Here is a 23,907-nt window from a genome sequence, read left to right as displayed (position 1 = left end):
ACGCCGCGTGGTAGGGGAGTACGAACATCGCGCGGCGCAGCGCGGGTTCAGGCCGCGGGACCGCAGGCGAGTGTGCGGCGCAGCCGGCTAGCCGAGCAGGCTCGCCATCGTCGTTGCGACGACACACCCCACCACAATCCACAACCCCGAGCATCGAGCCGTGGCCATTAACGTCAGCCCGATCGCTGCGATGGCGATATCTACGGGGCCTCGCACGCCCTGTGTCCAGAGCGGATCGTAGAGTGCGGCCGCCAGCAGGCCCACGACCACCGCATTTACGCCGGCCATGGCGCGTGCGGCCCAGGGGCGCCGCGCCAGGCGGGCCCACAGGGGCAGCACGGCCAGAAGCAGCAGAAACCCCGGAAGAAACAGAGACAGCAGCGCAATGGCGGCTGCCACCGGCGTCGGAAGTCCCACCGGGATTTGCGCACCAAGAAAGGCCGACAGCGAGAACATGGGCCCCGGCACCGCCTGCGCGGCACCGTAGCCGGTCAGAAATCGCTCGGAGGCGACCCAGTGGGTGTCGACCAGCGATTGTTGCAGCAACGGCAATACGACGTGGCCGCCTCCGAACACCAAGGCGCCTGCTCGATAAAACGCCGCCGCCACGCCGGGAGCCGTTGGGCCGTGGTCGGCAGGAAGCAGCAAGGCCCCCATCAACCCGGCCGTGAACGTCGCCAGGGCCACGCCTGCCGCGCCATAGCCATAGCGCACGGGAAACACCGCCGTTGTCGGGGCGATCACGTGCCGGCACAGCCACGGCCCCAGCACCCCTCCTAGCGCAATCGCGGCCAGTTGTGCCCAAGCGCTGCCCGTCAGCACGATCAGCGCCACTGCACCGGCCGCCAGCAGCGCTCTCGGCACGTCGGGCGTCAGGTGCCGCACCATGCCGATCAGGCCGTGCGCGACCACGACCACGGCGACCAGCTTCAGGCCGTGGACCGCCGCCCGACCCATGCCCTGGTCGAAATGCGGCGTCAGCGTGGCGAAGCCGAACATCAGCAGTGCGGACGGGAGGGTGAAGGCGAGAAAGGCCGCCAGCGCGCCGGCCCAGCCGGCACGGAACAAGCCGATGGCGAAGCCCATCTGGCTGCTCGCCGGACCCGGCAGGAACTGGCATACCGCGAGCAGTTGCGCAAATTGAGCCTCATCCAACCAGCGCCGACGCTCAACGAACTCCGTGCGAAAGTAGCCCAGGTGCGCGATAGGCCCGCCGAACGAGGTCAGCCCTAGCCGCAGGAACACCTGGAATACGCGCCATGCGCTGTCGTGCTTGTGGGAATCTTCCACCAACGTCAAATAGCCCCTTGTTGCATGCGCCGGGCCAGTGCCTCGGCGCTCTCCTTGCGCTCGCTATACCGGTCCACGAGATAGGGGGCCGATTCGCGTGTGAGCAAGGTGAACTTCACCAGCTCTTCCATTACGTCCACGATGCGGTCGTAGTAGGGCGACGGTTTCATTCGCCCGGCGTCATCGAACTCTTGATAGGCCTTCGCCACCGAAGACTGGTTGGGGATCGTCAGCATCCGCATCCAACGCCCCAGCAAGCGCATCTGGTTGACCGCATTGAAGGATTGGGAACCACCGCAGACCTGCATCACCGCGAGCGTCTTGCCCTGAGTCGGTCGTACCGCCCCGACCGACAGCGGAATCCAATCGATCTGCGTCTTCATCAGGCCGGTCATGGCGCCGTGGCGTTCCGGCGAACTCCACACCATGCCCTCGGCCCATTGCACGAGTTCGTGCAGTTCTTGGACCTTAGGGTGATCGCTGGGCGCATCGTCTACGAGCGGCAAGCCCGAGGGATTGAACATCCGTGTTTCGCCGCCGAGCGCGCGCAGGATGCGGGCTGCTTCCTCGGCCACTAGGCGGCTGTAGGAGCGTTCGCGCAACGAGCCGTAGAGCAGCAGGAAGCGCGGCGCATGGATGGCGCGTACAAGCGAGAACAGGCGTTCGAGATCCGGCTGTGGAAACAGCGTGGCGTCGATGTTCGGCAGATCGATGCGCGCCTCAGACACGACGGCCCTCCGCGTTCACCACGGCCTCGCCGTCTTCCTTATTGAACGCGCCGCGCTGCGGTTGCGGCAGGATATCGAGCACGGCTTCCGACGGCCGGCACAAGCGCGTGCCCAACGGCGTGACCACGATGGGGCGGTTGATGAGGATGGGATGCTGGAGCATGGCGTCGATCAGTTGCTCGTCGCTCCATGTCCGATCGTCCAGGCCGAGTTCGAGATAAGGCGTGCCTTTCTCGCGCAGAACCGCTCGCACCGGAATGCCCATCGCAGCGACCAGGGCTTCCAGCGTGCCGCGGTCGGGTGGCGTTTTCAGGTACTCGACGATGGTCGGCTCGTCGCCACTGTTGCGGATCAACCCCAGGGCATTGCGCGAGGTCCCGCAGTCGGGATTGTGGTAGATGGTGATGTCGCTCATAAGTGCCGAAGTCCGGTTAGGTTGCGGAGCGGCGGCGGTCGTACCAGCCGCGCGATCGGTTGACCACGCGCACCACCAGCAGCATGACCGGCACTTCGATCAGTACGCCGACCACGGTGGCCAAGGCTGCGCCGGAGTGGAAGCCGAACAGGCTGATGGCCGCGGCCACGGCCAGTTCGAAGAAATTGCTTGCGCCGATCAATGCCGAAGGGCCGGCGACACTGTGCTGTTCGCCGGCTTGACGATTGAGCCAGTAGGCCAGGCCGGAATTGAAGAGCACCTGGATCAGGATCGGCACCGCCAGCAGGGCGATCACCAGCGGCTGTCGAAGGATCGCTTCGCCCTGGAACGCGAACAGCAAGACCAGCGTCAGCAACAGCGCCGCAATGGACAGCGGACCGATGCGTGCCAGCGCCCGGTCGAAGGCAGCCTGGCCTCGGCGCAACAGCGCCCGCCGCCAGAGCTGTGCGAAGATCACCGGGACGACGATGTAGAGCAGGACCGAGGTCAGCAGCGTGTCCCACGGTACCGTGATCGACGAAAGGCCCAGCAGCAGGCCGACGATGGGCGCAAAGGCGATCACCATGATGGTGTCGTTGAGCGCCACCTGTGACAGCGTGAACATCGGGTCGCCGCCGGTGAGCCGACTCCAGACGAAGACCATCGCCGTGCACGGGGCCGCGGCCAGGAGGATCAGCCCGGCGATGTAGCTATCGAGTTGGCCGGCCGGCAGCCAGCCGGCGAAGAGGTGGCGGATGAAGATCCACGCCAGCAGCGCCATCGAAAACGGCTTCACCGCCCAATTGACGAACAGCGTGATGCCCATTCCTCGCCAGTGCTGGCGCACCTGGCCCAATGCAGCGAAATCCACCTTGAGCAGCATGGGCACGATCATCACCCAGATCAAAGCGCCCACTGGGAGATTGACCCTGGCGATTTCCAGTCGGCCTATGGCCTGGAACATCGCCGGTGCGAGCTGGCCGGCGGCGATGCCGACGACGATGCACAGGGCGACCCACACGCTCAGGTACCGCTCGAAGCCGCTCATGGCCGGGGCGGGCGAGGCATGGCCGGTGGCTTCGCTGATCGTGGTCATGAGGGATTCCTTATCGATGGCCGATGTCGCGCAGTTCGTGCTGCAGCGACATTGCGTCCAGGTGGTGCAACGGCAGCGACAAGAACAGCTCGATGCGGCGTTTGAGCGTCAGCGCCGCATCCATAAAGGCCTTGCGCCGCCTCTCCTCACTGCCTTCGACGCTGGCCGGATCGGGTACACCCCAGTGCGCCGACACCGGCTTGCCCGGCCACAGCGGGCAGGCTTCGCCCGCGGCGTTGTCGCAGACGGTGATGATGAAATCCATGGCCGGGGCGTCGGCGCCGGCGAACGCGTCCCAAGTCTTGCTCGAGAATCCTTCGGTCGCGCAGCCGAAATTGCGCAGCGTTTCGAGCGCGAGCGGATTCACGCGTCCGGTGGGCTGGCTGCCGGCGCTGTAGCCTTGGATGCGTCCGTTGGAAAGATGGGTTACCAGGCCTTCGGCGAGGATGCTGCGGGCGCTGTTGCCGGTGCACAGGAACAAGAGGTTGTAGGGACGAGGGCTCATGGCGGGCCGAGGTGTTTGCTCCAGCAGGAGGCGGTGGCGGGGCACAGCGAACGGAATTGCGCTGTGGACTGGATCTGCGCCGGCATGTCGCCGCGCTCGGCCGGGACGTAGCCGCGTCGCGAGAAGAACGCCGCCGCGGTTTCGGTCAGCAGGACCAAGCGCAGCAGGACCAAGCGCAGCAGGCCGCGGGCGCGGGCATGCGCCTCCGCGCGCTCGACCAGCGCTTGGCCCAGACCGCGGCCGCGGCCGTTCGCGTCGACGGTCAGGGAGCGCAGCAAGCCGATGTCGCCGCAGGCTTGCACTGCAACCACACCCAATAGCGCTCCATCCAGCTCGGCCACGAGAAAATCGATCGTGTCGACTGCGATGTCTTCGACCGGGAGCGACGAGGCGGCGAGCAGCGCCCGCAGGGCTGGGTGGTCCGCCGCGGTTGCGGGTCGGATCGGGATCACGCGCTGCAGCCCAGGCTGGAGACGCGTACGCGCAAGCGGTTCATCGGCGACTCCTTATCGCTTAGAGGGAGCGCAGGCCGACGCCGTGGCGTCGCACGGTGAACCCGCACAGCAGTTCTCGGTGAGGAAGGACAGTAGGCCGTTCATTGCTTCGTAGTGGGCGGAATAAATGACGAAACGCCCTTCCTGCCGCGACAGCGTCAGTCCGGCGTGAGTCAGTTCCTTCAGATGGAACGACAGCGTGGCCGGACTGATGTCCAACCGTTCGGCGATCTGTCCAGCGGGCAGGCCGTCGTCACCTTGTTCGACCAGTAGGCGGAACACCGAAAGCCGGGTTTCCTGGGCGAGGGCGGCGAGGAGGGTGGCTGCGGATCTAATTTCCATATTCAAACAATAATCAAAATAATAGGTCTGCGCAAGGAAGATGATCGTTTGGCGAGCCGGGGCATAGAGTTCGAATGCCGCCGCTCAACCCTATGGCTGCGTCCTCGCGCCTTTCCGCGACGCTACTCGGCCTCGCCGCCGTGATCCTGGCGGCGGTGGCCTGGAAACCGTGGCACTTGCCACGTCTGTCGGCACCCTCGGAGCTCGTCGACGAGGGGGCGCTCGGCGCGACACTGGGGGCGCAGGGCGCGGACGTCCCGACGGTCAGCGGCTAGGACCGCTTCGGCCTCTACCGGCAGGCACCCAACTATGTCAGCTGCCATGTCGACGGCACCGGCGGCGCCCAGTTGGAAATGCGCCTGGAGGGCCCGCAGGGCGCCGGCATAGCATCGAAGCTCGCTCGTGCGTGATGCCGCAATCGTGCCAGTGGTTAAAGCGGCCCTGCGGCAGCGTGCGTGGGCTAGCATGACGCGAGGCCCCGCGCATCGATGCGCAGGGCGGTGAAACCCCTGACACTCGCTCCGGGACCACCAGTGCGAGGCGCGCTACGGAGTATGCGATGTACGCCAAACGCCGTCAGGTATCGCTGCCTCTTGGGTGGCTAAGGTCAGCGGACCACGAGCACAGGGAGCACGCCAGCGGTAATGACCTTGCTGGTGACCGACCCTAGCAGCAAGCTCTTCAGCGCGGAACGCCCATGTGAGCCCATAACCGCCATGTCGCACTGCTCGCTGCGCGCGAACTTGGAGATGATCGCGGCCGGATCGCCCACCGCGGAACGCTCATCGAACTCGACCTTGGCCCGCTTGAGTGCCGCCCTGGCCTTGCTCAGCGCGTGACGAGCGTTCTCCGCGTGATAGCGCTCGACCTCCTTCGCGCCCAGGCTGACCGCGACGCTGCGCATCAGCGGCGGATCCGCATACAGCAACAGCAGTGGCGGGGGCGTGTCGAATTGAGCGGAAATTTTTGCCGCGTAGCGCACGGCACGCAGCGCGTTGTCGCTGCCATCCACGGCGACCAGGATTTTCATCTGTGTGCTCCGTTTCATGAAAGTAATGCGGATGTGGTTTCAGCGAACCCGCACGCGGTTGTCCACCGACCGAACCCCCGCCGTTAACCACGCCGCGTCCTCCACAGCATTGCGTGCGCGCCAGTCGGCGACTTTGCCCTTTAAGACGACCTGACCACTCTCGTCCACGGCCACGCGGATCCGCGCGGAGTCCATGTCGGCGCGGCGCCGCATTGCATCCTTGATTGCACGCTCTATATCCTGACGCCGGCCGACCTTGCGGATCTCGATCCGGTTATCGATTCCAGACACCCCGGCGAGCCGGCGTAGATCCTGTTCGACCCGGCTGCGCTGATACTGCCAATCCACGTCGCCGATCAGCGCCAAACGACCGTGCTCGACCGTGACCTTGATCGCGTCGCGCGGCAAGGTCGCATCCCAAGCCAAGACGTCCGTCGCGCGCTTGGCCAGCACTTCATCCTCGACACAGGCGGCGCTATCGCAGCGTACCTGAACGTCGACGATTACCCCGCGCACGCCTTTGACGCGCGCGGCGGCGTCCACCAGCGCATGCTTGTCGGCCAGGCTGTGCACGTGGCCGGTGAGGTGGACGATGCGGTCTTCCACGTGGACGCCGATACCACTGGCATCCACCCGCGGATCGAAGCTCATCTCTTGAATGACGTATCGACGCAGTTTCTCGCTGTTCACCGTCGTTCTCCCAGGGAGGTTCGGGACCATTGCGCGCCCACGTTGGGCATCGCGGCTTGATCCAGATCAAGTCGGGGAACGGCAGCAGGTACCTCATCAGCGCGTTTATTGATCCAGATCATGCTGGCTGGCCCCCGCAGGCGTGCAATGCGCTCGAACCGACCGCAGGAGAACCCGCCCATGTACAAGAGCTTGCTGCTTCCGCTGAGCGGCCACGACGGCGACGCCGATGCGCTGTATGTGGCCACCCGCTTGGCCGCCCTGCATGGCGCGCACCTGCAGGTGCTGGAGATGGTCGACCTGCCGCCGCCAATGGTGCATCCGTGGGGCATGATGCCGGACTTGGCCACGGTGCAATCGCACACCGAGTTACGCGAACATGGGCAGAGCCGCCTGGCCGCGTTGCGCGAGCGCTTGTCGATCGAGACCATCCGTTGGGATGCTCGGGTCACCGAAGCTCTCCACCTTAGCGCTCCACGCGTTGCTGCGCATGAGGCATTCGACTGCGATCTGGTCGTGCTCGGCGGTGCGATTGGCGACACTCTTGAGGCGGCGGCGCCGCGCGAGTACTTCGCCGCGGCGCTATTCGAATCCGGCTGTCCGGTGCTGGTGGTGCCGCCGCGGTGTGACCCGGTGGTACCCATGCGCCGCGTCGTGATCGCCTGGCAGCCTACCCGCGAGGCGGCGCGCGCGGTGCGCGACGCGCTGCCCCTGCTGGCGACGGCCAAGTCAGTGGACGTACTGGCGATCGATGATGGCCGCGGTGTCGACGTCGAGCCGTCCGGCCGGCGCCTGATGGAGCATCTACGCCGCCACGGCGTGGATGCCTCGTGGGTCGCGCGCGCCGCGGGCGAGGACAGCGTCGCCTGCCGTGTGTTGGAGTTCGCACGGCTCAACGGAGCGCACTTAGTGATCGCCGGTGGCTACGGCCATTCGCGCCTACGCGAATGGGCGCTGGGCGGCGCCACGCGCGAGCTGTTGATCGCCGCCGACCTTCCGGTGTTGTACGCGCATTGAAATTGAACCGACCGTTGTTTCATCGCCGGAGCCTTGCCATGACGCATTGCCGCCCTAATCGCCCACAGGAATCGCCCGAACTCGCGCTACGCCGGCAATTGCGGTGGATCGAAGACGACGTGGTGTTTTCATTGTTCGACGTCCCGCCGGCGCCTGTCGTGGCCCAGGCCAACGCATCCCACGAACCGGGTCGTGGTGGGCGATGGCTTGCACGCTGCCGCGATTGGTGGCGGCGCCAGCGCCAAGCCCGGACCGACTCCCATCGATTCGAACGTGCTTCCGCGCCGCGCCGGAGACCGACATGACCGCCACTATGCTAGCCGCCGTTGCCTATACGCTGGGCGCACCTTTGCACCTGTCTGAACTGCCCGTGCCCACGCCCGGACGCGGCGAAGTGCTGGTGGAGATCCGCGCCAGCGGCGTGTGCCATACCGACTTGCACGCAGTGCGCGGCGATTGGCCGGTCAAGCCATCGCTCCCGTTTATCCCAGGCCACGAAGGTGCTGGCATTGTGGTTGCGCTCGGCCCGGGCGTGGAACACCTGCGGGTCGGCGATGCGGTCGGCATCGCCTGGCTGCACGATGCCTGCGGTCGCTGCGAGCACTGCATCGCAGGCTGGGAAAGTCTGTGCGAACGCCAGCGCAATAGCGGCTACAGCGTCAACGGCACGTTCGCTCAATATGCGCTGGCCCACGCCGATTACGTCGCGCGTCTGCCGCGCGACTGCGACTTCGCCGCGATCGCCCCGATCCTGTGCGCCGGCGTCACCAGCTACAAGGGCATTCGCGAGACCGACACGCGTCCGGGCCAGTGGTTGCTGGTGTCCGGTATCGGAGGCCTAGGCCATTTGGCGCTGCAGTACGGTCAGGCGATGGGCCTGCGTACGCTGGCCGTTGATGTGAGTGCGGCTAAGCTCGAACTGGCGCATTCGCTCGGCGCTGAAGCCGCGATTGACGCCGCCGCGCCCGACGCGGTGCAGACAGTGCTAGACATCACCGGAGGCGGCGTACACGGCGCGCTGGTCACCGCGATCGCGCCGCCGGCGTTCTCGCAAGCCTTGCGCATGGTGCGCAGGCGCGGCACGGTTAGTTTGGTCGGGCTACCGCCGGGCGAGTTTGCCTCTCCGATCTTCGATGTCGTGCTCAAGCGGATCACCCTGCGCGGCTCCATCGTCGGTGGGCGCCAGGATCTGGCCGAAGCGGTCGCCTTCGCGGTCGACGGCAAGGTCAGAGCCAGCATCGAGCGCTTCCGTCTGAGCGAGGTCAATGCCGTGCTCGGGCGCTTGCAGACCGGCGGCATCGAAGGCCGCGCGGTGCTAGAGCTGGGGGGCTGAGCCCGCGCCATGGCGCCGGTCGCGCTGCCGTCGTTCGTCGGCCTGGGGGTGGCGCTCGCGGTCGGCCTGCTGGTCGGATTGGAGCGCGAGCGCGCCCATCGCGGCCGCTCCGCGCGTCAACTCGCGGGCATACGCAGCTTCGCCCTGAGCGCGTTGATCGGGGCCACTGCGGTGCAACTGGGTCAAGTGGGTTTGCTGGTGGCCGGCGCGACCCTGGGGGCGCTGGTGGTCGCCGGCTACCTCGGCACCCGTCGGCGCGATCCCGGCCTGACCACCGAGGCGGCATGGCTGCTGACGTTCCTGATCGGCGCGCTAGCCATGCGCGAGGCTGCGGTGTCCGCCGCGCTCGGCGTGGCACTGGCGATCTTGCTGGCCGCGCGTGAGCACCTGCACCGCTTCAGCCGCCACTGGATCGGTCACGAGGAACTGCGTGGCCTGCTGCTGTTGGCCGCATGCGCGTTCATCGTCCTACCGCTGTTGCCGGATCGGGCGCTCGATCCGTGGGGCGCGATCAACCCCCATCAGCTGTGGACACTGGCGGTCGGGGTGATGATCGTCAGCGCGGCTGGCTATCTGGCGACGCGCGTGCTCGGCGCGCGCGCGGGGCTGCCGATCGCCGGCCTGGCGGGGGGATTCGTGTCCAGCACCGCCACGGTCGCGGCAATGGCGGAACGCGCGCGCATTCAGCCATCGCTTGCGCCCTTGGCGGCGAGTGCGGCGCTGATGTCCAACATCGCGACCGTGCTGCAACTGGCCCTGGTGCTGGGGCTGTTTTCGCCCGCCCTTCTGGCCTGGGCGGTACCGGCGCTGGCCGGCGCCGGCCTGGGTGCCCTGGCCGCCGCGTGGCTGGCCGCGCGCGCGGTTGCCCCCGACGCCGGTACCGGTGAGGCGGCGGCGGAGCGCCCGTACGATCCCTTGTCAGCGCTGCGGCTGTCGGCGTTGCTGGCCGGGGTTTTGATAGCCGCGTCATTGGCGCGCGCTTGGCTCGGCGCAGAAAGCCTGCCTTGGGTGCTGACCCTGGCCGGTCTGGCCGACGTGCACGCAGCCGCGGCGGCTGCGGCGCAAACGGTCGCGCAGGGCGGCCCGGCCGGTCCGGCTCAGTACGGACTACTCGGCGCGTTCGCGGTCAACGGCGCGGTGAAATGCCTAGTCGCGGTCACGCGCGGCAGCCGCGACTACGCGTGGCGAGTCGCCGTGGGCGTGGCGGCGATGCAAGTGGCGTTCGTCCTGGGCGCCGTCTTGGCAAGTCATTGAAGGCTTAGCTTTTGCGCGAGCGTGCGGCGAGCTCTTCGTAGCGGCGGCGGAATGCGTCAAGGCTCTCCTCATCGAGCTCCTCGATGTCCATGAGCGCGTTGTTGGCCTGTTCGGTCGCGCGGATGAGTTCGTCCAACTTGATCTGGATCGCCTCGGTATCCCGGCTCTGGGTGTTCTGGATTAAGAACACCATTAGGAAGGTGACGATGGTTGTGGCGGTATTGATCACCAGTTGCCATGTATCGGAAAAGCCGAATAGGGGGCCCGATGCCAACCAGGCGGCGATCGTGAGGGCCGCTAGACTGAATGCCGCTGGACGTCCCGCGAACCGCGAGGACAACTTGGCGAGGCGATCGAAAGTGTGGGCGACGGACATGGGAATGCTCCGACTGCGCGTTAGAGATCGATGCGGCGACGGCTAAAGTGGCAATTCGTACACAACCAGGGATGCGTCGCCTGGTTCGGCGCGGACACGAAACCCGAGGTACATCGCCAGTTCCCGCATGTCGGCGTTCTCGGCCATGTCGACCGAGTACATACGTTCGATCCCGCGAGCGCGCGCGATATCGATCAAGTGCCGCATCAGGGCGGTGCCCAGGCCTTGGCCTTGCCACTGATCGGCGACCACCACCGCGCATTCGCAGTTGACCGCGTCCGGATCCGAGCTGAAGCGCGCCGCGCCGACAATGCGCTCCGCATCGGCTTCGCAGGTCACAGCGACCAGCGCCGCGTCGTGGATGGGGTCGATATTCACCAGGCAATCGAGCATCCGCTCGCTGGGCGCGCTTATCTGTCCCAAGAACCGGTGGCGTCGCGACTCATCGGACAGGCCTGCAATGAAAGCGCGTTCGCTCTCTCGGTCCGCCGAAGCAATGGGGCGGATACGCACCTGGCTGCCGTCGCGAAGCGTCTGGCTCCATTGCGGCATCGATGTCGGAACAACGCCATGGACCTCGTTCATGACTGCTTCTCGAAAGGAGGGTGAAAGAAGCTTGATCCCTCTGGGCGCTCAGTTATTGACATGGATCAAGCCCGCCGACGCATGGGTCTGATCCAAGTCAATAAAGTGCCCGGGCGACGAGAATAAGTTCGGCCTGAGTCCGACTGAGGCGACGCCGATGTACAAAGATCTTTTGCTGCCCATGATGTCTGGAAGAATTCCGGACCCCGCGCTACAAGCCGCGCGCACCTTGTGCAAGCAGTGGAACGCCCGCTTGACCGTGCTGGTCGGCGTCAGCCACGCGCAACCCGAACCGATGGCCTGGGAATACTTTTCCGGCAGCTTAGGATTGACGATGCAGGAATGCGCTGAGACTACCGTGCGCGCGATGGCTGAAGCAGCCGACGCCCGGCTGCGCGAAGCCGGTATCGAATACGAAATCTGTCGAACGTCCCTGTCGTGGGCAACCCCTGCGCAAATGTGCATGGAGCACGCACGCTTGGCCGACGTAATCCTGCTCGAAGCCGACCCGCCCGGCGCATTGCACCCACACCGCTTGTTCGGGGAACTGGCCGCCAGCGGCGGCCGCCCGATCCTGTCGTTACCGACCGGTTCGGGAGCGATTGCAATGGAGCGAGCGCTAATTGCTTGGAACGCTACCCGGGAGGCTACGCGCGCGATCCACGACGCGATCCCTTGGCTGCAGCGCATGCGCGCGGTGGAGATTTTGGTGGTCGAAGACGGTCGCTTCCAGGCACACGCCCAGGATGCGCTGATCTGCGCGCACTTGCGAAGGCACGGCGTCGAAACCCAGATCGTTCGCCGCAGCTCATCTGGAGGCGACGCAGGCCAAACAATCCGTGTCTATGCTGCGGAGAGCCGCACCGATCTGATCGTGGCCGGAGCTTACGGACATCCGCGCGTCATGGAAATGGTGTTTGGTGGGGCAACTCGGAGTCTCTTGGCGAATTCGCCAGCGCCCGTCTTCTTCTCCCGCTGACTGCCTGTTGGTACGTTAAATGAAGTCGATATTAGACTGCCGAGAGCTTGTTGGTCGCTTTGAGGTCGTACGGTGCCTGAATGCTTTCGGCCCTGCGTCTTGGCCGTCCTAGCAAGGGGACCTCGGTGATCGGCGTCCGCCTGCTTAGGCCGGCTCTCGGCCCCGGTGCCACCCTGACGCGTCAGCCGGGGCGGGGCGCGGTCATTGGCCAGTCGTAGCCTGGGTCTGCCGTAGGGGGCTGCGGAGGCGGGCCATCATGATCTAAGATATCTGTGGATGATCGTAGGCAACCCTGGGTAATCAAGAGAGTTGGATTCCGGTTGCCCACGCTCCACTAACTCCAAATGGCCCTCATTGACCCTCAATAACCCCCCCACTAGCTCTCGCAGTCGGCGGGGTCGGCGCGAATGGTCGTGGACAGACGCTGGCGCCTGTGGAGTGGCCCCGTCCAGAGCGTCCACAAACCCATGGGCGATTCAGTAGGCGGAGACCAGATTAAGGACACTCTGGAAGGCTTAGGAGATTGTTGGGCTCGTCTCCGTCGTTCTGGGTCTTCAGATACTTTCGCCCATTACGGATGGCTACGATCACCCAGACACTCTGGCCGCCAACAGAGACATAGAACCTCCAACGACCGGCTTCTATTTCGTCGATGGCGTGCTCAAGCGTCCACTTCCAGTTTCCGCCTCCCTCCGCGGGATATCCCCCTATGTGGGTGATACGTTCGTGCGGATTGTGATGTTCGCGTTTATTTATGCACTTGATCTGAGCATCCGTCATTTCGTCCCCCTGTCGGTGCCAAGTGTGGCAATACAGACAACGGCACAGCATGTGGTTATCGGCCATGAGCCTGAACGGTGCGGATCGACGATGCCGTGCGGCAGCAGCAACTCCAGTTCCACCGCGCCGCAACGGCAGGTGGCGCGGTGGACCGGCCCGATCGCCGTGCCGCCGACGGATCGAATGCGTGTCGCGCTCACAGGGCTTTTCCTCGGCCGTGGGAGCGTCGGTTACACGCGCGACGCGTGGCTGCAACGGCCCTGGCATCAGCGCGTCCGCGAGGCCTTGGTCCGCCCCTTGCGTTCGCAACTGTGAGGCGGGCGTACGGTGGCTCGGTGATCGGCTTGCGAGCGCGGTGGATGAGATGCACGCATCGGTCGAAATGCCGATAGTCACTCACCGGTCGCCCATTCCAGGAGTCGCGGCCCGTTACGAAGGCGGCGCCGCGGCAGTCGAGTCTCCGCCGGCGCAACCTGTCATGGATGCAGCGAACGCGACTGCGCGCAGCGCGCATGCACCGACTGCTTGAGTACCGCGAGGGCCACCGCAGTGCGGCGCCGGCTCGGTGCGGCGACGCAATCGGCGGGTATCCGCACCGTCAGGTCGCGCATGTGCGCATCGATCGCGGTGGCTGCGATGCACACATCGGTCGAAATGCCGGTGATGGCCACTTCGCGGCAGCCGCAATGCTCAAGAAGCACCGCCAGCGGCGTGGAATGAAAGGCAGACTGTTTGGGCTTGAGCACGTAGAAGTCGTCCGCCTCCGGCGCCAGCAAGTCCGCTATCGGCGCGCCGCGGCAAGACTCGTGGCGGCAGACCGCGACCAGTTCGCGGAAATCGGCGTGCCACTGGCCGAAGTTGTCGTTGGCGTAGATCACCGGCGCGCCGACGCGGCGGAAGCGACGCTTCAGCGCGGCGATCCGGCGCGCGGCCGGCAGCGCCTGCTTGAGCAGCGCCTGTCCGTCCGCGAAATCGAGGAAGTTGAACATGTCGACGATCAGCAGGGCGATCTGGGGCGGGGCGGCGTTCGTCATCGGTCATCGATTCCGCGACGGCTCGGGCGTTGGCGAAAGCAAGCTTTTGGAAAAGCTGCCTCCGGACAGGTTAGCGCGCCGCGAAGAGTGGGGCGACGGCGCTGGATTCACGCGATCGGAAGAAGTACGGCGTTATTTTCGATGCCCTGTCCATTGGGAGCAATTGACGATGGCCAAGAAACCTACCCGTTCCAAAGGCGGTGCATCGGATCACCTCGTCCAGGCCAGTGCCACTTCGCAGCGGCAGCAGGCCATTCAGGCCGACGTGGAGCGCAAGGACGCCAGGAAGGCGGCGAGCTCGGGCAAGCGGGCGCCGGTCCAGGCCGGGCCTCGGCAACATCCCGAAAACCCGCTGCCCAAGCAGCATCAATCCAAGCCCGGCCACGAGCACCTGCTCAAGCCCGCGCCGGAATTCCTCGCGCGCGACTATCGCGGCAGCGGCAAGCTCGATGGGAAGGTCGCTCTGGTGACGGGCGGCGACTCGGGCATCGGCCGCGCGGTCGCGGTGCTGTACGCGCGCGAAGGCGCGGACGTGGCGATCGTCTACCTGAGCGAGCACCAGGACGCACACGACACCCGCGCCTGCATTGAGGACGAAGGCCGGCGGAGCCTGGCCATCAGCGGCGATGTACGCGATTCGCGGTTCTGCGCGGATGCGGTCGCGCAGGTCGTCGATGCCCTCGGCCGGCTCGACATTCTGGTCAACAACGCCGCGTTCCAGGAGCACAGCGACACCCTCGAGGAGCTCACCGACGCACATCTGCAGGAAACGTTGCAGACCAACATCGCCGGCTACTTTTACATGGCGCGCGCCGCCTTGGCGCACCTGCCGCGCGGCGGCGCCATCATCAACACCGGTTCGGAAACCGGCCTTTTCGGCAACGCGCGTTTACTGGATTACTCGGCCACCAAGGGCGCGATCCACGCCTTCACCAAGTCGCTGGCCAGTCAATTGCTGCCTCGCGGTATCCGAGTCAACGCCGTCGCGCCAGGACCGGTATGGACGCCGCTCAATCCTGCCGACCGCTCGGCGGAAGAAATCGCCAAGTTCGGTCGCGACAGCGACATGGGACGCCCGGCTCAGCCCGAGGAGATTTCGCCCGCCTATGTCTTCCTCGCGTCGGCGGTGATGTCGTCGTATATCAATGGCTTGGTCTTGCCGGTCATGGGAGGACCGAATGGGTAACGACGCGGTCGCGAACAAAGGCGTGTCGACGGGATGCCATTGCTCAGGCAGCCCTCCGCGTAGTCCGATGGCCTGAGCCGGAATGTTCCAGCTCGTTCGCTACCCGCTTCACTTCGGCATTCCAGGTGAACACTTCAGGTTCGATGCGAGACGGCGTCCGTCGAGGTGACGAAAACCTTCGCGTCGCAGCGCGCCAGGTTAAGAACCCTTCGCTCCGTCGCGACGCGCGCTACATGAGCGTTCGACGAATCTTCGCCTCGTGCGGACAATTTGGATCCGCCTGGAGAAAAGCGATGACGAGCAGCAAAGAAGCGCGCGATTTGAATCGCGACCCCATCACCGGCACTCCGGGATCTCATCCGATCGGAGTGGGGGTGGGCGGCGTAGGCGGCGCTGCCGCGGGTATGGTGCTGGGTGCGCTGGGAGGCCCGATCGGTATGCTGATCGGTGGCGGCATCGGCGCGATCGCCGGTGCTTCGGCCGGCAAGGGCGTGGCCGAGAAGATCGACCCCACTGGAGAGGCCGGCTATTGGCGGGACGAGTACACCCGACGTCCTTATTACGATCCCAAGTACGATTACGACCGGGACTACGGCCCGGCCTATGCTTATGGCGCGACCGCGCGCTCGAACCTGGGCGATCGTTCCTGGGACCCGTCTACCGAAGTCGAGCTCGAGCGCGAATGGGCCAAGGCGCGAGGAGACTCCAGGCTCGAATGGAGCGATGCGCGCGCGGCGGTGCAGGACTCCTGGGGCCGGGCCGACCGCACCTACCGCACCTACGAGGCCACGGACCGGTACCACGAGTCCCGTTTCGATCAAGCGCCGTACCGCGACGAAGGCGCGCAATACAGCGACTACCGCCCGGCGTATCGCCTCGGCACGCAGGCGCGGCACCAGTACGCCGATCGCGAATGGGACGATCGTTTGGAGTCCGAACTCGGCGAGCGCTGGAACAACGTCAAAGGCGAATCGCGGCTGGGCTGGGACAAGGCCAAGTCCGCGGCCAAGGATGCGTGGCACAGCGTCGAGCGGGCTCTTCCCGGCGACGCCGACAAAGACGGTCGCTGAGAGCGACTATTAAGCGCCTTCCTTGTCCAGGAAGAGGGCGATGGATGACTGAGCAGGCCCAAGGCGGCATACCGCTTGGGCCTGCTCGCTTTGTGGTCTCTGCATGGGCTCATGGCTGGCCTGCGTTGGGGCGCATGCACGGCTTGTCGGGGCGGCAGCGAATGCAGGGCCCAAGCGAACCATGCGGTTGCTCCACAGCGGTGAAGCGCGAGTACAGCAGTCGATCCATTACAAATGTCAGGCGGGATCGAGGTGCGCATGGATAGGGAGTCGGCAACAATCGGCTTGTCGATTTCAGTCATTACGGTTCAGACGTCGCATGGCTACGATCGGAGGACGAAATGACCAAGCCATCAATCGATATACGCAGCGCCACTCTCGATGAGATGCCACACGCGGTAGCGACGATCGTGGCTGCATTTGTCGCAGACCCGCCCGCGCGATTCGCTTGGCCTTCGGCACACGACTACCTCCAGACCATGCCGTTGGCCACCCGCGAATTCGCGGGCAGTTGTTTCAAGCACGGCACAGCTTACGTATCCCGGGACTTCTGCGGAACCGCGCTCTGGTTGCCTCCGGGAGTTGAGCCCGACGGCGAGACCCTGGAAAAAATGTTCCGCGACACGGCAAAGCGCGAGCACCTCGACGACCTGCTCGCGACGTTCGAGAAGATGGGACAGGCGCATCCTCGAGAAGCTCATTGGTATTTGCCGCAAATCGGCGTCGACCCGCATGCGCAAGGCAAGGGCATTGGAGCGGCGTTGATGCGTCATGCCCTGGCCCGCTGCGACCAGGATCGAGCGTTGGCGTACCTTGAGGCATCGAGACCGCGGAATATCCCGTTCTATCAGCACTACGGTTTCGAGCCGTTGCGCGAAATCCAGGTCGGCGCGGCGCCGCCCGTCACGCCGATGCTTCGCAGACCTCGCCGTTAAGAGGGCCGGCTGGCGCGCTTAGCTGCCGACTGCGCCGAAGCCGCCCAATCATCCGTGCAAGGTGTCGTCGCGTCAGGCGCATGGGCGCATGGAACATACCGCGGCTTCCAGTGAGCGCCCCGAAAATTTCGGAAACCTCATGACGGGCGATCACTCTTTGGCGACGCCGGGTTTCGCGATGTTGGTCTGTGGCCCGTTGTCGGTTCGCAGAGAGCACAAGGCGCATCGCCCAGCGCTGCCGCATCGCTTCCATGAATGATCGACAACAGTCGCCAATGAAGCCGTCGACGCTCCAGGTTGGCGCAAGCTTGCTCGTGCCTACTTCCCCGGGTTGGCAGACTCTACTCAAGGAGCAACGATCATGTTTCTAAAGGCTGGGCGAATGGCGCTGCTGCTGGGCGTGGCGGCTCATCTGTTCATTCTCGCGCCGTACCCGGGCATCGCCCGCGCGCAATGGGACGACGGCGATCGCCGCGATTGGAATCGCGACCGCTATGACTATCCGCGCGAAGACTGGCGCCAGCGAGACAGGGAGCGCAAACGTCGGGAAGAGGCGCAGGCCAACGGCGTCGTGGCAGGCGTTGTCGGAGCGGCAGTGCTGGCGACCGTTATCGCTGCCGCAGCCAAGCGCGACAAGGAGAACCGTTCGCGCGCGGACTATTGCATCAGTCGCTATGGGAACTACAACCGCGCGAACGATACCTATCGGGCGGCGGATGGCTACACCTATCGCTGCGAGTGAATCGGAGGTATGCCGTATGACGGCACGCTGCGATCCACCATTCGCCGCTCCAATCAAAGGAATACACAGAAAATGAAAAATGCAATCGTTCTGGTCGCTCTTTCCACGGTCGCCGCGGTCGCCAATGCCGCGCCTTCCGATCCGAAGCAGGCGTACATCGACGCGACGTTCTCCGCCATGGATGCGAACAAAGATGGCCGCGTCGACAAGAACGAGTACGCGAAGTTCCAGAACTCTCGCTTCAACCAGCAGGCCGAATCCGTCGATGCCGCTTTCAAGGAGATGGACAAGGACGGCGACGGGAAGGTCAGCAAGAAGGAAGCCGCCATCGTGCCGGAGATCGCGAAGTACTTCGATGGCCTGGATAGCGACCGCGATGGGTTCCTTTCGCTGAAGGAAATGCAGCAGGCCATGGTCGCGGCGCAGACTGCCGACGCTTCGAAGAAGTGATCGGCAGGGTTTGAATGGGTGCAGGCATCTCCTGCGAAGGCAACTAGACGCGCGGCCCTTGCAAGCACTCACCGTACATGCGGTCGGCCCGCGATACAGGCTCTTGATCGGCGTTTTCGTCGTTTGCCGACTCTAAAGGTCAGGCGGGGAGCGATCGCATTCATGCGGCAGCGGCCTGAGACCAGGCCGCTGCCAGGTAGGGCGTTTGAATCAAGGCGCGCTCGTCAGCTCCGCCTTATTGGTTTTCTTGTCGTAGATGCAGATCCTCTGGCTCTTCTGCTTTCCGGCGCTGACGGTCACCAGCGCGGCGCCGTAACTCTCGGTGCCGAAGGGGTCGACTATGACGGTTACCTGCGCACTTTCCGGCTGCGGCCCGAGCAAGACGCGGCAGGCCTTGTCGACGTCCTTGCGGAACTCGGCCCATGCGTCGTTGCTGGATGCCGAGGCGTTGGTCGCGAAGAATGCACAGAAGAAGCCTGCGATCAGTAAAGCCTTGTTCATTTCTAATATTCGCTCGTGGGAGTGGGTATGAAGTCGCGAGTCCCCCCATCTGGGAGGCTTGCGTCTGCATTGGGGCGGAAAGCGCGTGGATTGTAGGTGCGACAAGCTGCGATACACATTGCAGGCGACCTTGCTTGTCATCGAGTATTTAGACGTCGTTTACGAAACGGCCCTGTTGGAAAATTGGCCTCAGCGCGTCTGCCCGCACCCGGCTTCGCGTCAAGAGATGAGCGCGCGCTGGCCAGCGGCGACGGCCAGTCCGCGAAGCAGGAACGGCACGCTCGCCCAAGTCGCATTCGCGGGCGACAGAGCAGGCGGTCAGCCGAATTGAACATGGCTGGAGCCGGATCCGGGCCAAATGCAGAAGCTTCACGGCCCCCTGGATGACCCGGGCGGCTGTACTACAAAAAACCCTTCACGCCGCGCGATCCCTTGCGCGTACGGTCCGCTGCGGAACACTGGTGTGGGTGTATCGACACAATGCCGCATCGTGACTGTCGTCACGATTCGATGGGCGCGGAGCCCGATTCTGGCCGTAGCCAAGTCGCTTGAGCGTTAGTCGGTGATGCTTCGCGCGAACTGCGCGAATTCACTCGCGATCACGTTTGGAGGTAGGCATGGGGCAGGGCGGAAGTACGGGACGGCTGACTTTGGATCAGCGTTTGTTGACGTATTCGCATCAGTCGACGGATGCGAGTCCGGAGAAGATCACGCTCTCGGGAATAAAGGACTACATGGGCTCGAACGATGCGTTGAGCGCTGGCCACTACAGCAATCGTAGCGACAAAGTGGAGGCCTACAACACCTTGTCGAGGATCACCGCCGCGTCCGCGATGAGCGATGAGCGCCGATATGACCTGCGCACGCAGGCCTATCGGGATTTCAACCGCAACGGAGCGATGCTGGAAAAAGCGGGGATAGAGCCGCCGCAGCCGCCGCAGAAGGAGCAGGCCGCGACGTCCTCGCAGACGGCGAGCAAACTGCCGGAGGACATTCAGCGCGATCTCAAGACGCTGCTCGCCAACCCGCACAGTTTTCTGTCCTTGAGCGGCAAGGGAATCGAAGCCTACGAGAATTGCCAGCACAAGGACCTGCGCAACGCCATCCATGCCGATCAGACCTTCGTGGAGAAAGGCGCGAAGTACTGGACTCTGCCCGACGACGGCAAGCGCGCGGGAATCGCTGAAAGCTGGTCCGGTCACCTGCAATCGGCCGACGCTCACAACTCGGTCGGCGTCCATGCGACCAACCGCACGCCGATCGACGCGATCCGCGGCGCGCAGGCCCAGCTGACCACGGCGATCAACGGCGGCTACGACATCACCCAGCAGGGTGCGCAGAACGCCTTCTCGCAGGTGGCGCTGGGCGTGAACCTGGCGTTGAACTCAGCGCAGACGCTCGCTGGACGCGGCGCCGATACCGTGACCGAGCAAACCATGCTGCAAAGTCCCGACGGGCACTCCAATCAAGGGCCGACGCGAGGCAAGTAGTCGAATTGCCCCGGAGTTTCGCACTGCGCCGGCGCGGGCGTGCGAAGGAAACGGTCGGCCTTCGTCGGTGGCCGCGGAACGCCTCTCGCCTGTCGGCGGACTCGCGGCCACCCCGATCGCTTCGGGCTCGCGTTACCGATCAGATGCCGCACCGATTGGATGCCGTCCTCGACGCCGCCCTTCGTGTTGTAGCGTTCGCCAGCGAGATCGGTCTCGTGGTTGCCTGTCGCCAACGCAAATCGACTACCTCTGCTGAGCGTCAGCGCCGATTCGATTGTTTCACTCACGGAACTTCACACCCGCTGGTTATGGATGATTTTGCGGGTGAATTCCCGTCGGCGCGAAATAAACGCCGAATTTTGTGAGCGCAATCAAGCACCGATCAAAAAAGTTGGCCGCCGCGTGCGCTCGACAGCGTAGTAGCAGGCGATGAGCCAAGACGCAGATGCTTTCGCCTGAAGCGACGGCGCTTGCGTTGAATCGCGCAGGCGGCCCATCGCCAAAAACGGCAGCGCCCATTCGGGGAGTCCTCGCAATAGTCCTGCACCGCCACGCACGGCGAGGTCGTGCGCGGACCGGTGGAAGAAAACTTTCGTGATCCACAAACCGCTCGACGGCACCGCTCCGGTGAGCATGTGTCATGCGACGCCGTTTCCGCGCAGCTATCGGCATGACCGCCGGTGACGGCTGCAACGGCGCCTCACCCAGTTCGGAAGCCCATCAATACTAAGGAGATTCCATCGTGGCAGGCATCCAATGGTCGGCCCCGCAGTCCCTGGCCTACATCCCCACCGGCAAGCTGGTGACGTTCACGGCGATGCACCAGGCGGAGTACACGCAATACGTCCAGATCATCGACGCCAACAACCGGCCGATCAGTTTCTATTGCCTGGACGGCAGTCAGGCGACGTTTCCGATCTCGGGCAGCGGCGTCAACGTCGGCTTCCTCCAGAACGGCGCCGGCAGGTTCACCATGGCGGCCGGGTTGCAGGTCCAGTTCGGCAGCAGCGGGTCGAAAGTTCCGCTGGTCTCGGCGGGCAATCCGGTCCAGTTCTTCATCAATGGCTCCGTATTCGGCGGGGGCACCTTGTACGTGACCGAAGACGGTGGCGACATGGATTACAACGACACCAGCTTCGTCATCCAGTGGTACGCGTACGTGGGCTGACTGCCTCCATCCCGTTCCCCACCGAGTTGGGAGCGGCCCGATCGCTCATGAATTCCTATGGCTGCCGCGATGGATCGCGTGGATTCGTCACGCGGCGCACCAATGACGGAGTGCGGCAATGAAGACCAGGATCGTTATGTTCGGCGCGCTCGCCAGCGCGCTGGCGATGTCCGCGGCATGCACGAAGACAGAACCCGTAGTCGCCGCTTCATCGATCTCCAAGGACCAGGCAACGCCGTTTCCGGGCGGCACACCGATCACGGCGGCCGACCTGACCGCGACGCCGGCGGCGTTGCCCGCGGCCCCGCCGGCGTACAACTACGACCCCTACAACCCCAACATCACCCACGCGCAATATGCGCGCTTCGCCTGGCGACAGTTCATCCACTTCAATTCCCCGGCGCAGAAGAACGGCGTCGATGCCGCCGGCAAGTCTCCGGTGGTGCGCGGGAGCATCGATCCGACCCGCAACTTCGCCGCGTCCGGCGCCAGCGACTTCTATCAGAGCGGCACGACCGCCGCTTCCAACTTCAGCAGCAACCAGCTGGTCTGGGAAACCTTCGCTCACCGGTCCGAGCTGTTCCCCGCGGGCGCAGCGCCCAGAGGGAACCTGGCCACCCTGGATCCCGAGTACGTTTTCCAAGCGAATCTGAAGGTGGCGTCGACCGATGCCCGCTTCAACAATCTCGACGAAAACAGCCAGATCGGCCAGAACCAGATCTTCTTCCCGAAAAACGGCAACACGCCGTCGGCCGATCCGCAGGACGATCACATCATCCTGTTCCAGGCCAAGGTCAATCCGGTCGAGTACGACTACATAAAATCCATCTACAACGCCGGCAATCCTCCGGCTTCGCTGGAACTGCCGCCCAACGCGACGAACCAGGCGGAGTCCGTGGAGGTCAAGTCGGCCTGGCGGGAAATGACGCCCGCCTTGATCGCATCCGGCCGCTATCACACGGCCGAGGCCTTGTACTACTACAAGGAAAATGGCGTGACCCAGGCGCGGGTGGCGACCTTCGGTCTGGTCGGCCTGCACATCCTGCGCAAGATGGAAAACTACCCGACGTTCGTCTACACCACCTTCGAACAGGTGGACAGCCTGACCACGCCGGACAACAAAGACACCGGGTTGTACCTCATCAACCTCTACAACACGATGCAATACGATTCGTCGGTGCCGTCGGGGACCCGGCCGACCGCCATCCTCAATTCCGGATCCAACCGGACCGCGGTAACGCTGCCGTTGGCGGGCCCGGTGGACAGCGCCCACGGCTACGCCGTCGTTCCCGGGCAATACACCATCCCCGACGGGTTCTCGGGTCCGATCAAGGTCCAGAATCCCCCGGTGGCGACCAGCGCGGTCTATGACGTCAACAACGAAGTCCAGCAAGCCATGGCCGGCTCGCCCGCGTTCAAGGACTCGGTGTGGCGCTACTACCGTCTCGTCGGGCTGCAGGTGTTGCCCACCAACGAGGACAGCTCGGTCACGCCGGCCAAGCCCGATCCGCTGACCCAGGACTTTTACCTGGCGAACATCGTGATCGAGAGCAGCCAGCCCGGCATCCAGTTGTTCAAGGGCGGCGTCAAGGATCCCGATCCCGAACAGAAGCAATTCACCTTGCTGGCCAAGCGCGGGCTGCCGAGCATCCTGGGCGTGAAGAAGCTGCCTCCGAACTCCGACAAGTTGGTGATGGGCGGATGCATGGGCTGCCACGGCAACGCGCAATATCCCAGGAACAGCCAAGGCCAGGGGCCGAGCATCTTCAGCTTCCTGATCAACCAGGACACCCTGACGGGGCAGGGCTTCAGTGCCGACGTGCGCAACGAATCGGCTGTGGAGTTGAGCGCGAAACGTCTGGAATATCTGGTGTATTAGCCAAGGCGCCAGCCCGGAAGCGTTCTCGCTTCCGGGCGATGCGCGGCGATCGCGCGGGGCCCACGCCCCCGGGGCCGCGCAATCTTTCCAGACCGAGAATCCCCGGTCGTCGCGTCGATCACAGAAAGCGCCGCTCGATCCCCTTCAAGGCGGGGTCCTTGCGGCACGCCGACAGCGGCCGCGCCTTGGACGAGAAGATCTCCAGGATGTTCTTTTCCTCGGCGTCGACCCGCACGTTGAAGCACGCGCAGCCATAGCCATGGCGGCCGGCGTTCGTCGCGCGCCACTGTCCCGGCGGATACTCCGGCGGCCAGTCGCCCTTGGCTTGATAGCCGCCCTGGATGGCGATCGTCCATTCGCCGTCGCGATCGTGCAGGGAGGCGTTGCCCGGGGTCGGATTGTCGAACCAGCCGCAACGCAGCTCGGCGCCGGAAGGCGGCGCGGCGGCGACGACGGTGCCGAACGCCAGGAGCAGCGCGGTGGTGGCGGCGATGTTCGTTCGAAGGCTCATGCGGATCGGTCCTGATTGCAGGCGCGA

At 64.7% G+C, this 23,907-nt stretch carries 30 protein-coding genes; 13 read left to right on the top strand and 17 right to left on the bottom strand.

The window, feature by feature from the left end; genetic code table 11:
* Window positions 1-87 precede the first annotated feature (87 nt).
* The 9 genes from chrA to RDV84_RS04475 form a co-directional block, all read right to left on the bottom strand.
* Window positions 88-1,290 carry a chromate efflux transporter gene (gene chrA / locus RDV84_RS04515; protein WP_309153683.1) on the bottom strand — a complete coding sequence of 401 codons (1,203 nt, stop codon included), beginning with the start codon at window positions 1,288-1,290 and terminating at the stop codon, window positions 88-90.
* Window positions 1,291-1,295: 5 nt separating this feature from the next.
* Complete coding sequence (gene arsH / locus RDV84_RS04510) at window positions 1,296-2,018, bottom strand: arsenical resistance protein ArsH (protein WP_309152618.1); 723 nt, start codon at window positions 2,016-2,018, stop codon at window positions 1,296-1,298.
* Window positions 2,011-2,433, bottom strand: a complete 423-nt coding sequence (gene arsC, locus RDV84_RS04505; protein WP_309152617.1) for an arsenate reductase (glutaredoxin) — start codon at window positions 2,431-2,433, stop codon at window positions 2,011-2,013. Before arsC ends, arsH begins: the two co-directional genes overlap by 8 nt.
* A 16-nt stretch (window positions 2,434-2,449) precedes the next feature.
* The gene (gene arsB / locus RDV84_RS04500; RefSeq protein WP_138885577.1) at window positions 2,450-3,481 is read right to left on the bottom strand and encodes an ACR3 family arsenite efflux transporter; all 1,032 of its coding nucleotides are present in this window, start codon (window positions 3,479-3,481) and stop codon (window positions 2,450-2,452) included.
* 58 nt (window positions 3,482-3,539) lie between these two features.
* Complete coding sequence (locus tag RDV84_RS04495; protein ID WP_309152616.1) at window positions 3,540-4,034, bottom strand: arsenate reductase ArsC; 495 nt, start codon at window positions 4,032-4,034, stop codon at window positions 3,540-3,542.
* Window positions 4,031-4,486, bottom strand: coding sequence for an arsenic resistance N-acetyltransferase ArsN2 (gene arsN2 / locus RDV84_RS04490; protein WP_309152615.1), 456 nt, complete (start codon window positions 4,484-4,486; stop codon window positions 4,031-4,033). The genes RDV84_RS04495 and arsN2 overlap by 4 nt, the downstream gene beginning before the upstream one ends.
* A 54-nt stretch (window positions 4,487-4,540) precedes the next feature.
* A complete protein-coding gene (locus RDV84_RS04485; RefSeq protein WP_309153682.1) occupies window positions 4,541-4,870 on the bottom strand; it encodes an ArsR/SmtB family transcription factor in 330 nt (109 codons plus the stop codon).
* 607 nt (window positions 4,871-5,477) lie between these two features.
* Window positions 5,478-5,900, bottom strand: a complete 423-nt coding sequence (locus tag RDV84_RS04480) for a universal stress protein (protein WP_309152614.1) — start codon at window positions 5,898-5,900, stop codon at window positions 5,478-5,480.
* 39 nt (window positions 5,901-5,939) lie between these two features.
* Entirely contained in the window at window positions 5,940-6,590 is a 651-nt protein-coding gene (locus tag RDV84_RS04475) for a BON domain-containing protein (RefSeq protein WP_175429286.1), read from the bottom strand.
* Window positions 6,591-6,770: 180 nt separating this feature from the next.
* Here RDV84_RS04475 and RDV84_RS04470 point away from each other — a divergent pair, with 180 nt between their 5' ends.
* The 3 genes from RDV84_RS04470 (at window position 6,771) to RDV84_RS04460 (ending at window position 10,194) form a co-directional block, all read left to right on the top strand.
* The gene (locus tag RDV84_RS04470) at window positions 6,771-7,607 is read left to right on the top strand and encodes a universal stress protein (RefSeq protein ID WP_309152613.1); all 837 of its coding nucleotides are present in this window, start codon (window positions 6,771-6,773) and stop codon (window positions 7,605-7,607) included.
* Between the two features lie 301 nt (window positions 7,608-7,908).
* A complete protein-coding gene (locus RDV84_RS04465; protein ID WP_250447616.1) occupies window positions 7,909-8,940 on the top strand; it encodes a zinc-dependent alcohol dehydrogenase in 1,032 nt (343 codons plus the stop codon).
* Between the two features lie 9 nt (window positions 8,941-8,949).
* Entirely contained in the window at window positions 8,950-10,194 is a 1,245-nt protein-coding gene (locus tag RDV84_RS04460) for an MgtC/SapB family protein (protein WP_309152612.1), read from the top strand.
* Window positions 10,195-10,198: 4 nt separating this feature from the next.
* Here RDV84_RS04460 and RDV84_RS04455 read toward each other — a convergent pair whose 3' ends face one another.
* Window positions 10,199-10,570 carry a low affinity iron permease family protein gene (locus RDV84_RS04455; RefSeq protein WP_057948708.1) on the bottom strand — a complete coding sequence of 124 codons (372 nt, stop codon included), beginning with the start codon at window positions 10,568-10,570 and terminating at the stop codon, window positions 10,199-10,201.
* A gap of 42 nt (window positions 10,571-10,612) precedes the next feature.
* On the bottom strand, window positions 10,613-11,155 hold the full coding sequence (locus tag RDV84_RS04450) for a GNAT family N-acetyltransferase (protein ID WP_309152611.1): 543 nt from the start codon (window positions 11,153-11,155) through the stop codon (window positions 10,613-10,615).
* Between the two features lie 157 nt (window positions 11,156-11,312).
* Between RDV84_RS04450 and RDV84_RS04445 the strand changes: the two genes are divergently transcribed.
* The gene (locus RDV84_RS04445; RefSeq protein WP_309152610.1) at window positions 11,313-12,134 is read left to right on the top strand and encodes a universal stress protein; all 822 of its coding nucleotides are present in this window, start codon (window positions 11,313-11,315) and stop codon (window positions 12,132-12,134) included.
* 495 nt (window positions 12,135-12,629) lie between these two features.
* Here the strand turns inward: RDV84_RS04445 and RDV84_RS04440 are convergent, their stop codons facing one another.
* On the bottom strand, window positions 12,630-12,914 hold the full coding sequence (locus RDV84_RS04440) for a DUF3892 domain-containing protein (RefSeq protein WP_309153681.1): 285 nt from the start codon (window positions 12,912-12,914) through the stop codon (window positions 12,630-12,632).
* Between RDV84_RS04440 and RDV84_RS04435 the strand changes: the two genes are divergently transcribed.
* A complete protein-coding gene (locus RDV84_RS04435) occupies window positions 12,846-13,229 on the top strand; it encodes a hypothetical protein (RefSeq protein WP_309153780.1) in 384 nt (127 codons plus the stop codon). The genes RDV84_RS04440 and RDV84_RS04435 overlap by 69 nt on opposite strands.
* 161 nt (window positions 13,230-13,390) lie before the next feature.
* Here RDV84_RS04435 and RDV84_RS04430 read toward each other — a convergent pair whose 3' ends face one another.
* A complete protein-coding gene (locus tag RDV84_RS04430; protein ID WP_250447581.1) occupies window positions 13,391-13,948 on the bottom strand; it encodes a cysteine hydrolase family protein in 558 nt (185 codons plus the stop codon).
* Between the two features lie 169 nt (window positions 13,949-14,117).
* Between RDV84_RS04430 and RDV84_RS04425 the strand changes: the two genes are divergently transcribed.
* From RDV84_RS04425 to RDV84_RS04405, 5 genes are all read left to right on the top strand, one after another.
* Window positions 14,118-15,134, top strand: coding sequence for an SDR family oxidoreductase (locus tag RDV84_RS04425; protein WP_309153680.1), 1,017 nt, complete (start codon window positions 14,118-14,120; stop codon window positions 15,132-15,134).
* A 293-nt stretch (window positions 15,135-15,427) separates the two neighbouring features.
* The gene (locus RDV84_RS04420) at window positions 15,428-16,204 is read left to right on the top strand and encodes a hypothetical protein (RefSeq protein WP_309152609.1); all 777 of its coding nucleotides are present in this window, start codon (window positions 15,428-15,430) and stop codon (window positions 16,202-16,204) included.
* A gap of 341 nt (window positions 16,205-16,545) precedes the next feature.
* Window positions 16,546-17,139 (top strand): GNAT family N-acetyltransferase, encoded by a 594-nt coding sequence (locus RDV84_RS04415; RefSeq protein ID WP_309152608.1) that lies wholly within the window; start codon window positions 16,546-16,548, stop codon window positions 17,137-17,139.
* A 382-nt stretch (window positions 17,140-17,521) separates the two neighbouring features.
* Window positions 17,522-17,881 (top strand): hypothetical protein, encoded by a 360-nt coding sequence (locus tag RDV84_RS04410; protein WP_309152607.1) that lies wholly within the window; start codon window positions 17,522-17,524, stop codon window positions 17,879-17,881.
* Window positions 17,882-17,953: 72 nt separating this feature from the next.
* Window positions 17,954-18,331, top strand: a complete 378-nt coding sequence (locus RDV84_RS04405; protein WP_309152606.1) for an EF-hand domain-containing protein — start codon at window positions 17,954-17,956, stop codon at window positions 18,329-18,331.
* A gap of 210 nt (window positions 18,332-18,541) precedes the next feature.
* Here the strand turns inward: RDV84_RS04405 and RDV84_RS04400 are convergent, their stop codons facing one another.
* Window positions 18,542-18,832 (bottom strand): hypothetical protein, encoded by a 291-nt coding sequence (locus RDV84_RS04400; RefSeq protein ID WP_309152605.1) that lies wholly within the window; start codon window positions 18,830-18,832, stop codon window positions 18,542-18,544.
* Between the two features lie 665 nt (window positions 18,833-19,497).
* On the opposite strand from RDV84_RS04400, the gene RDV84_RS04395 reads away from it, so the two are divergent.
* Complete coding sequence (locus RDV84_RS04395; protein WP_309152604.1) at window positions 19,498-20,322, top strand: hypothetical protein; 825 nt, start codon at window positions 19,498-19,500, stop codon at window positions 20,320-20,322.
* Here RDV84_RS04395 and RDV84_RS25830 read toward each other — a convergent pair.
* Together RDV84_RS25830 and RDV84_RS04390 are read right to left on the bottom strand one after the other, a co-directional pair.
* A complete protein-coding gene (locus RDV84_RS25830; protein ID WP_425606313.1) occupies window positions 20,298-20,609 on the bottom strand; it encodes a YegP family protein in 312 nt (103 codons plus the stop codon). The two genes, RDV84_RS04395 and RDV84_RS25830, sit on opposite strands and share 25 nt — an antisense overlap.
* Window positions 20,610-20,693: 84 nt before the next feature.
* Entirely contained in the window at window positions 20,694-20,957 is a 264-nt protein-coding gene (locus RDV84_RS04390) for a hypothetical protein (protein ID WP_139381874.1), read from the bottom strand.
* Window positions 20,958-21,064: 107 nt separating this feature from the next.
* On the opposite strand from RDV84_RS04390, the gene RDV84_RS04385 reads away from it, so the two are divergent.
* Both RDV84_RS04385 and RDV84_RS04380 read left to right on the top strand, forming a co-directional pair.
* The gene (locus RDV84_RS04385) at window positions 21,065-21,490 is read left to right on the top strand and encodes a hypothetical protein (protein WP_057946002.1); all 426 of its coding nucleotides are present in this window, start codon (window positions 21,065-21,067) and stop codon (window positions 21,488-21,490) included.
* Window positions 21,491-21,608: 118 nt separating this feature from the next.
* Window positions 21,609-23,369 (top strand): hypothetical protein, encoded by a 1,761-nt coding sequence (locus RDV84_RS04380; RefSeq protein ID WP_309152603.1) that lies wholly within the window; start codon window positions 21,609-21,611, stop codon window positions 23,367-23,369.
* 118 nt (window positions 23,370-23,487) lie between these two features.
* Here RDV84_RS04380 and RDV84_RS04375 read toward each other — a convergent pair whose 3' ends face one another.
* A complete protein-coding gene (locus RDV84_RS04375) occupies window positions 23,488-23,880 on the bottom strand; it encodes a DUF4087 domain-containing protein (protein ID WP_309152602.1) in 393 nt (130 codons plus the stop codon).
* Window positions 23,881-23,907 lie beyond the last annotated feature (27 nt).

It is taken from the genome of Lysobacter yananisis (assembly GCF_031199375.1).
Taxonomy (GTDB): domain Bacteria; phylum Pseudomonadota; class Gammaproteobacteria; order Xanthomonadales; family Xanthomonadaceae; genus Lysobacter; species Lysobacter yananisis.
Note: the sequence above shows the minus strand (reverse complement) of the source record. Positions and strands in the feature narration are given on the sequence as shown.

Bases quoted from the DNA above. Each gene is read 5' to 3' on its own strand.
- arsB (WP_138885577.1), bottom strand. From the start codon at position 3,481: ATGAGCGGCTTCGAGCGGTACCTGAGCGTGTGGGTCGCCCTGTGCATC.
- RDV84_RS04470 (WP_309152613.1), top strand. From the start codon at position 6,771: ATGTACAAGAGCTTGCTGCTTCCGCTGAGCGGCCACGACGGCGACGCC.
- RDV84_RS04430 (WP_250447581.1), bottom strand. From the start codon at position 13,948: ATGACGAACGCCGCCCCGCCCCAGATCGCCCTGCTGATCGTCGACATG.
- RDV84_RS04420 (WP_309152609.1), top strand. From the start codon at position 15,428: ATGACGAGCAGCAAAGAAGCGCGCGATTTGAATCGCGACCCCATCACC.
- RDV84_RS04440 (WP_309153681.1), bottom strand. From the start codon at position 12,914: ATGACGGATGCTCAGATCAAGTGCATAAATAAACGCGAACATCACAAT.
- RDV84_RS04415 (WP_309152608.1), top strand. From the start codon at position 16,546: ATGACCAAGCCATCAATCGATATACGCAGCGCCACTCTCGATGAGATG.
- RDV84_RS04485 (WP_309153682.1), bottom strand. From the start codon at position 4,870: ATGGAAATTAGATCCGCAGCCACCCTCCTCGCCGCCCTCGCCCAGGAA.
- RDV84_RS04495 (WP_309152616.1), bottom strand. From the start codon at position 4,034: ATGAGCCCTCGTCCCTACAACCTCTTGTTCCTGTGCACCGGCAACAGC.
- arsC (WP_309152617.1), bottom strand. From the start codon at position 2,433: ATGAGCGACATCACCATCTACCACAATCCCGACTGCGGGACCTCGCGC.
- RDV84_RS04400 (WP_309152605.1), bottom strand. From the start codon at position 18,832: ATGAACAAGGCTTTACTGATCGCAGGCTTCTTCTGTGCATTCTTCGCG.
- RDV84_RS04460 (WP_309152612.1), top strand. From the start codon at position 8,950: ATGGCGCCGGTCGCGCTGCCGTCGTTCGTCGGCCTGGGGGTGGCGCTC.
- RDV84_RS04455 (WP_057948708.1), bottom strand. From the start codon at position 10,570: ATGTCCGTCGCCCACACTTTCGATCGCCTCGCCAAGTTGTCCTCGCGG.
- RDV84_RS04375 (WP_309152602.1), bottom strand. From the start codon at position 23,880: ATGAGCCTTCGAACGAACATCGCCGCCACCACCGCGCTGCTCCTGGCG.
- RDV84_RS04410 (WP_309152607.1), top strand. From the start codon at position 17,522: ATGGCGCTGCTGCTGGGCGTGGCGGCTCATCTGTTCATTCTCGCGCCG.
- RDV84_RS04425 (WP_309153680.1), top strand. From the start codon at position 14,118: ATGGCCAAGAAACCTACCCGTTCCAAAGGCGGTGCATCGGATCACCTC.
- RDV84_RS04480 (WP_309152614.1), bottom strand. From the start codon at position 5,900: ATGAAAATCCTGGTCGCCGTGGATGGCAGCGACAACGCGCTGCGTGCC.
- RDV84_RS04465 (WP_250447616.1), top strand. From the start codon at position 7,909: ATGACCGCCACTATGCTAGCCGCCGTTGCCTATACGCTGGGCGCACCT.
- RDV84_RS04450 (WP_309152611.1), bottom strand. From the start codon at position 11,155: ATGAACGAGGTCCATGGCGTTGTTCCGACATCGATGCCGCAATGGAGC.
- RDV84_RS04445 (WP_309152610.1), top strand. From the start codon at position 11,313: ATGTACAAAGATCTTTTGCTGCCCATGATGTCTGGAAGAATTCCGGAC.
- RDV84_RS04380 (WP_309152603.1), top strand. From the start codon at position 21,609: ATGAAGACCAGGATCGTTATGTTCGGCGCGCTCGCCAGCGCGCTGGCG.
- RDV84_RS04390 (WP_139381874.1), bottom strand. From the start codon at position 20,957: ATGCTCACCGGAGCGGTGCCGTCGAGCGGTTTGTGGATCACGAAAGTT.
- RDV84_RS04405 (WP_309152606.1), top strand. From the start codon at position 17,954: ATGAAAAATGCAATCGTTCTGGTCGCTCTTTCCACGGTCGCCGCGGTC.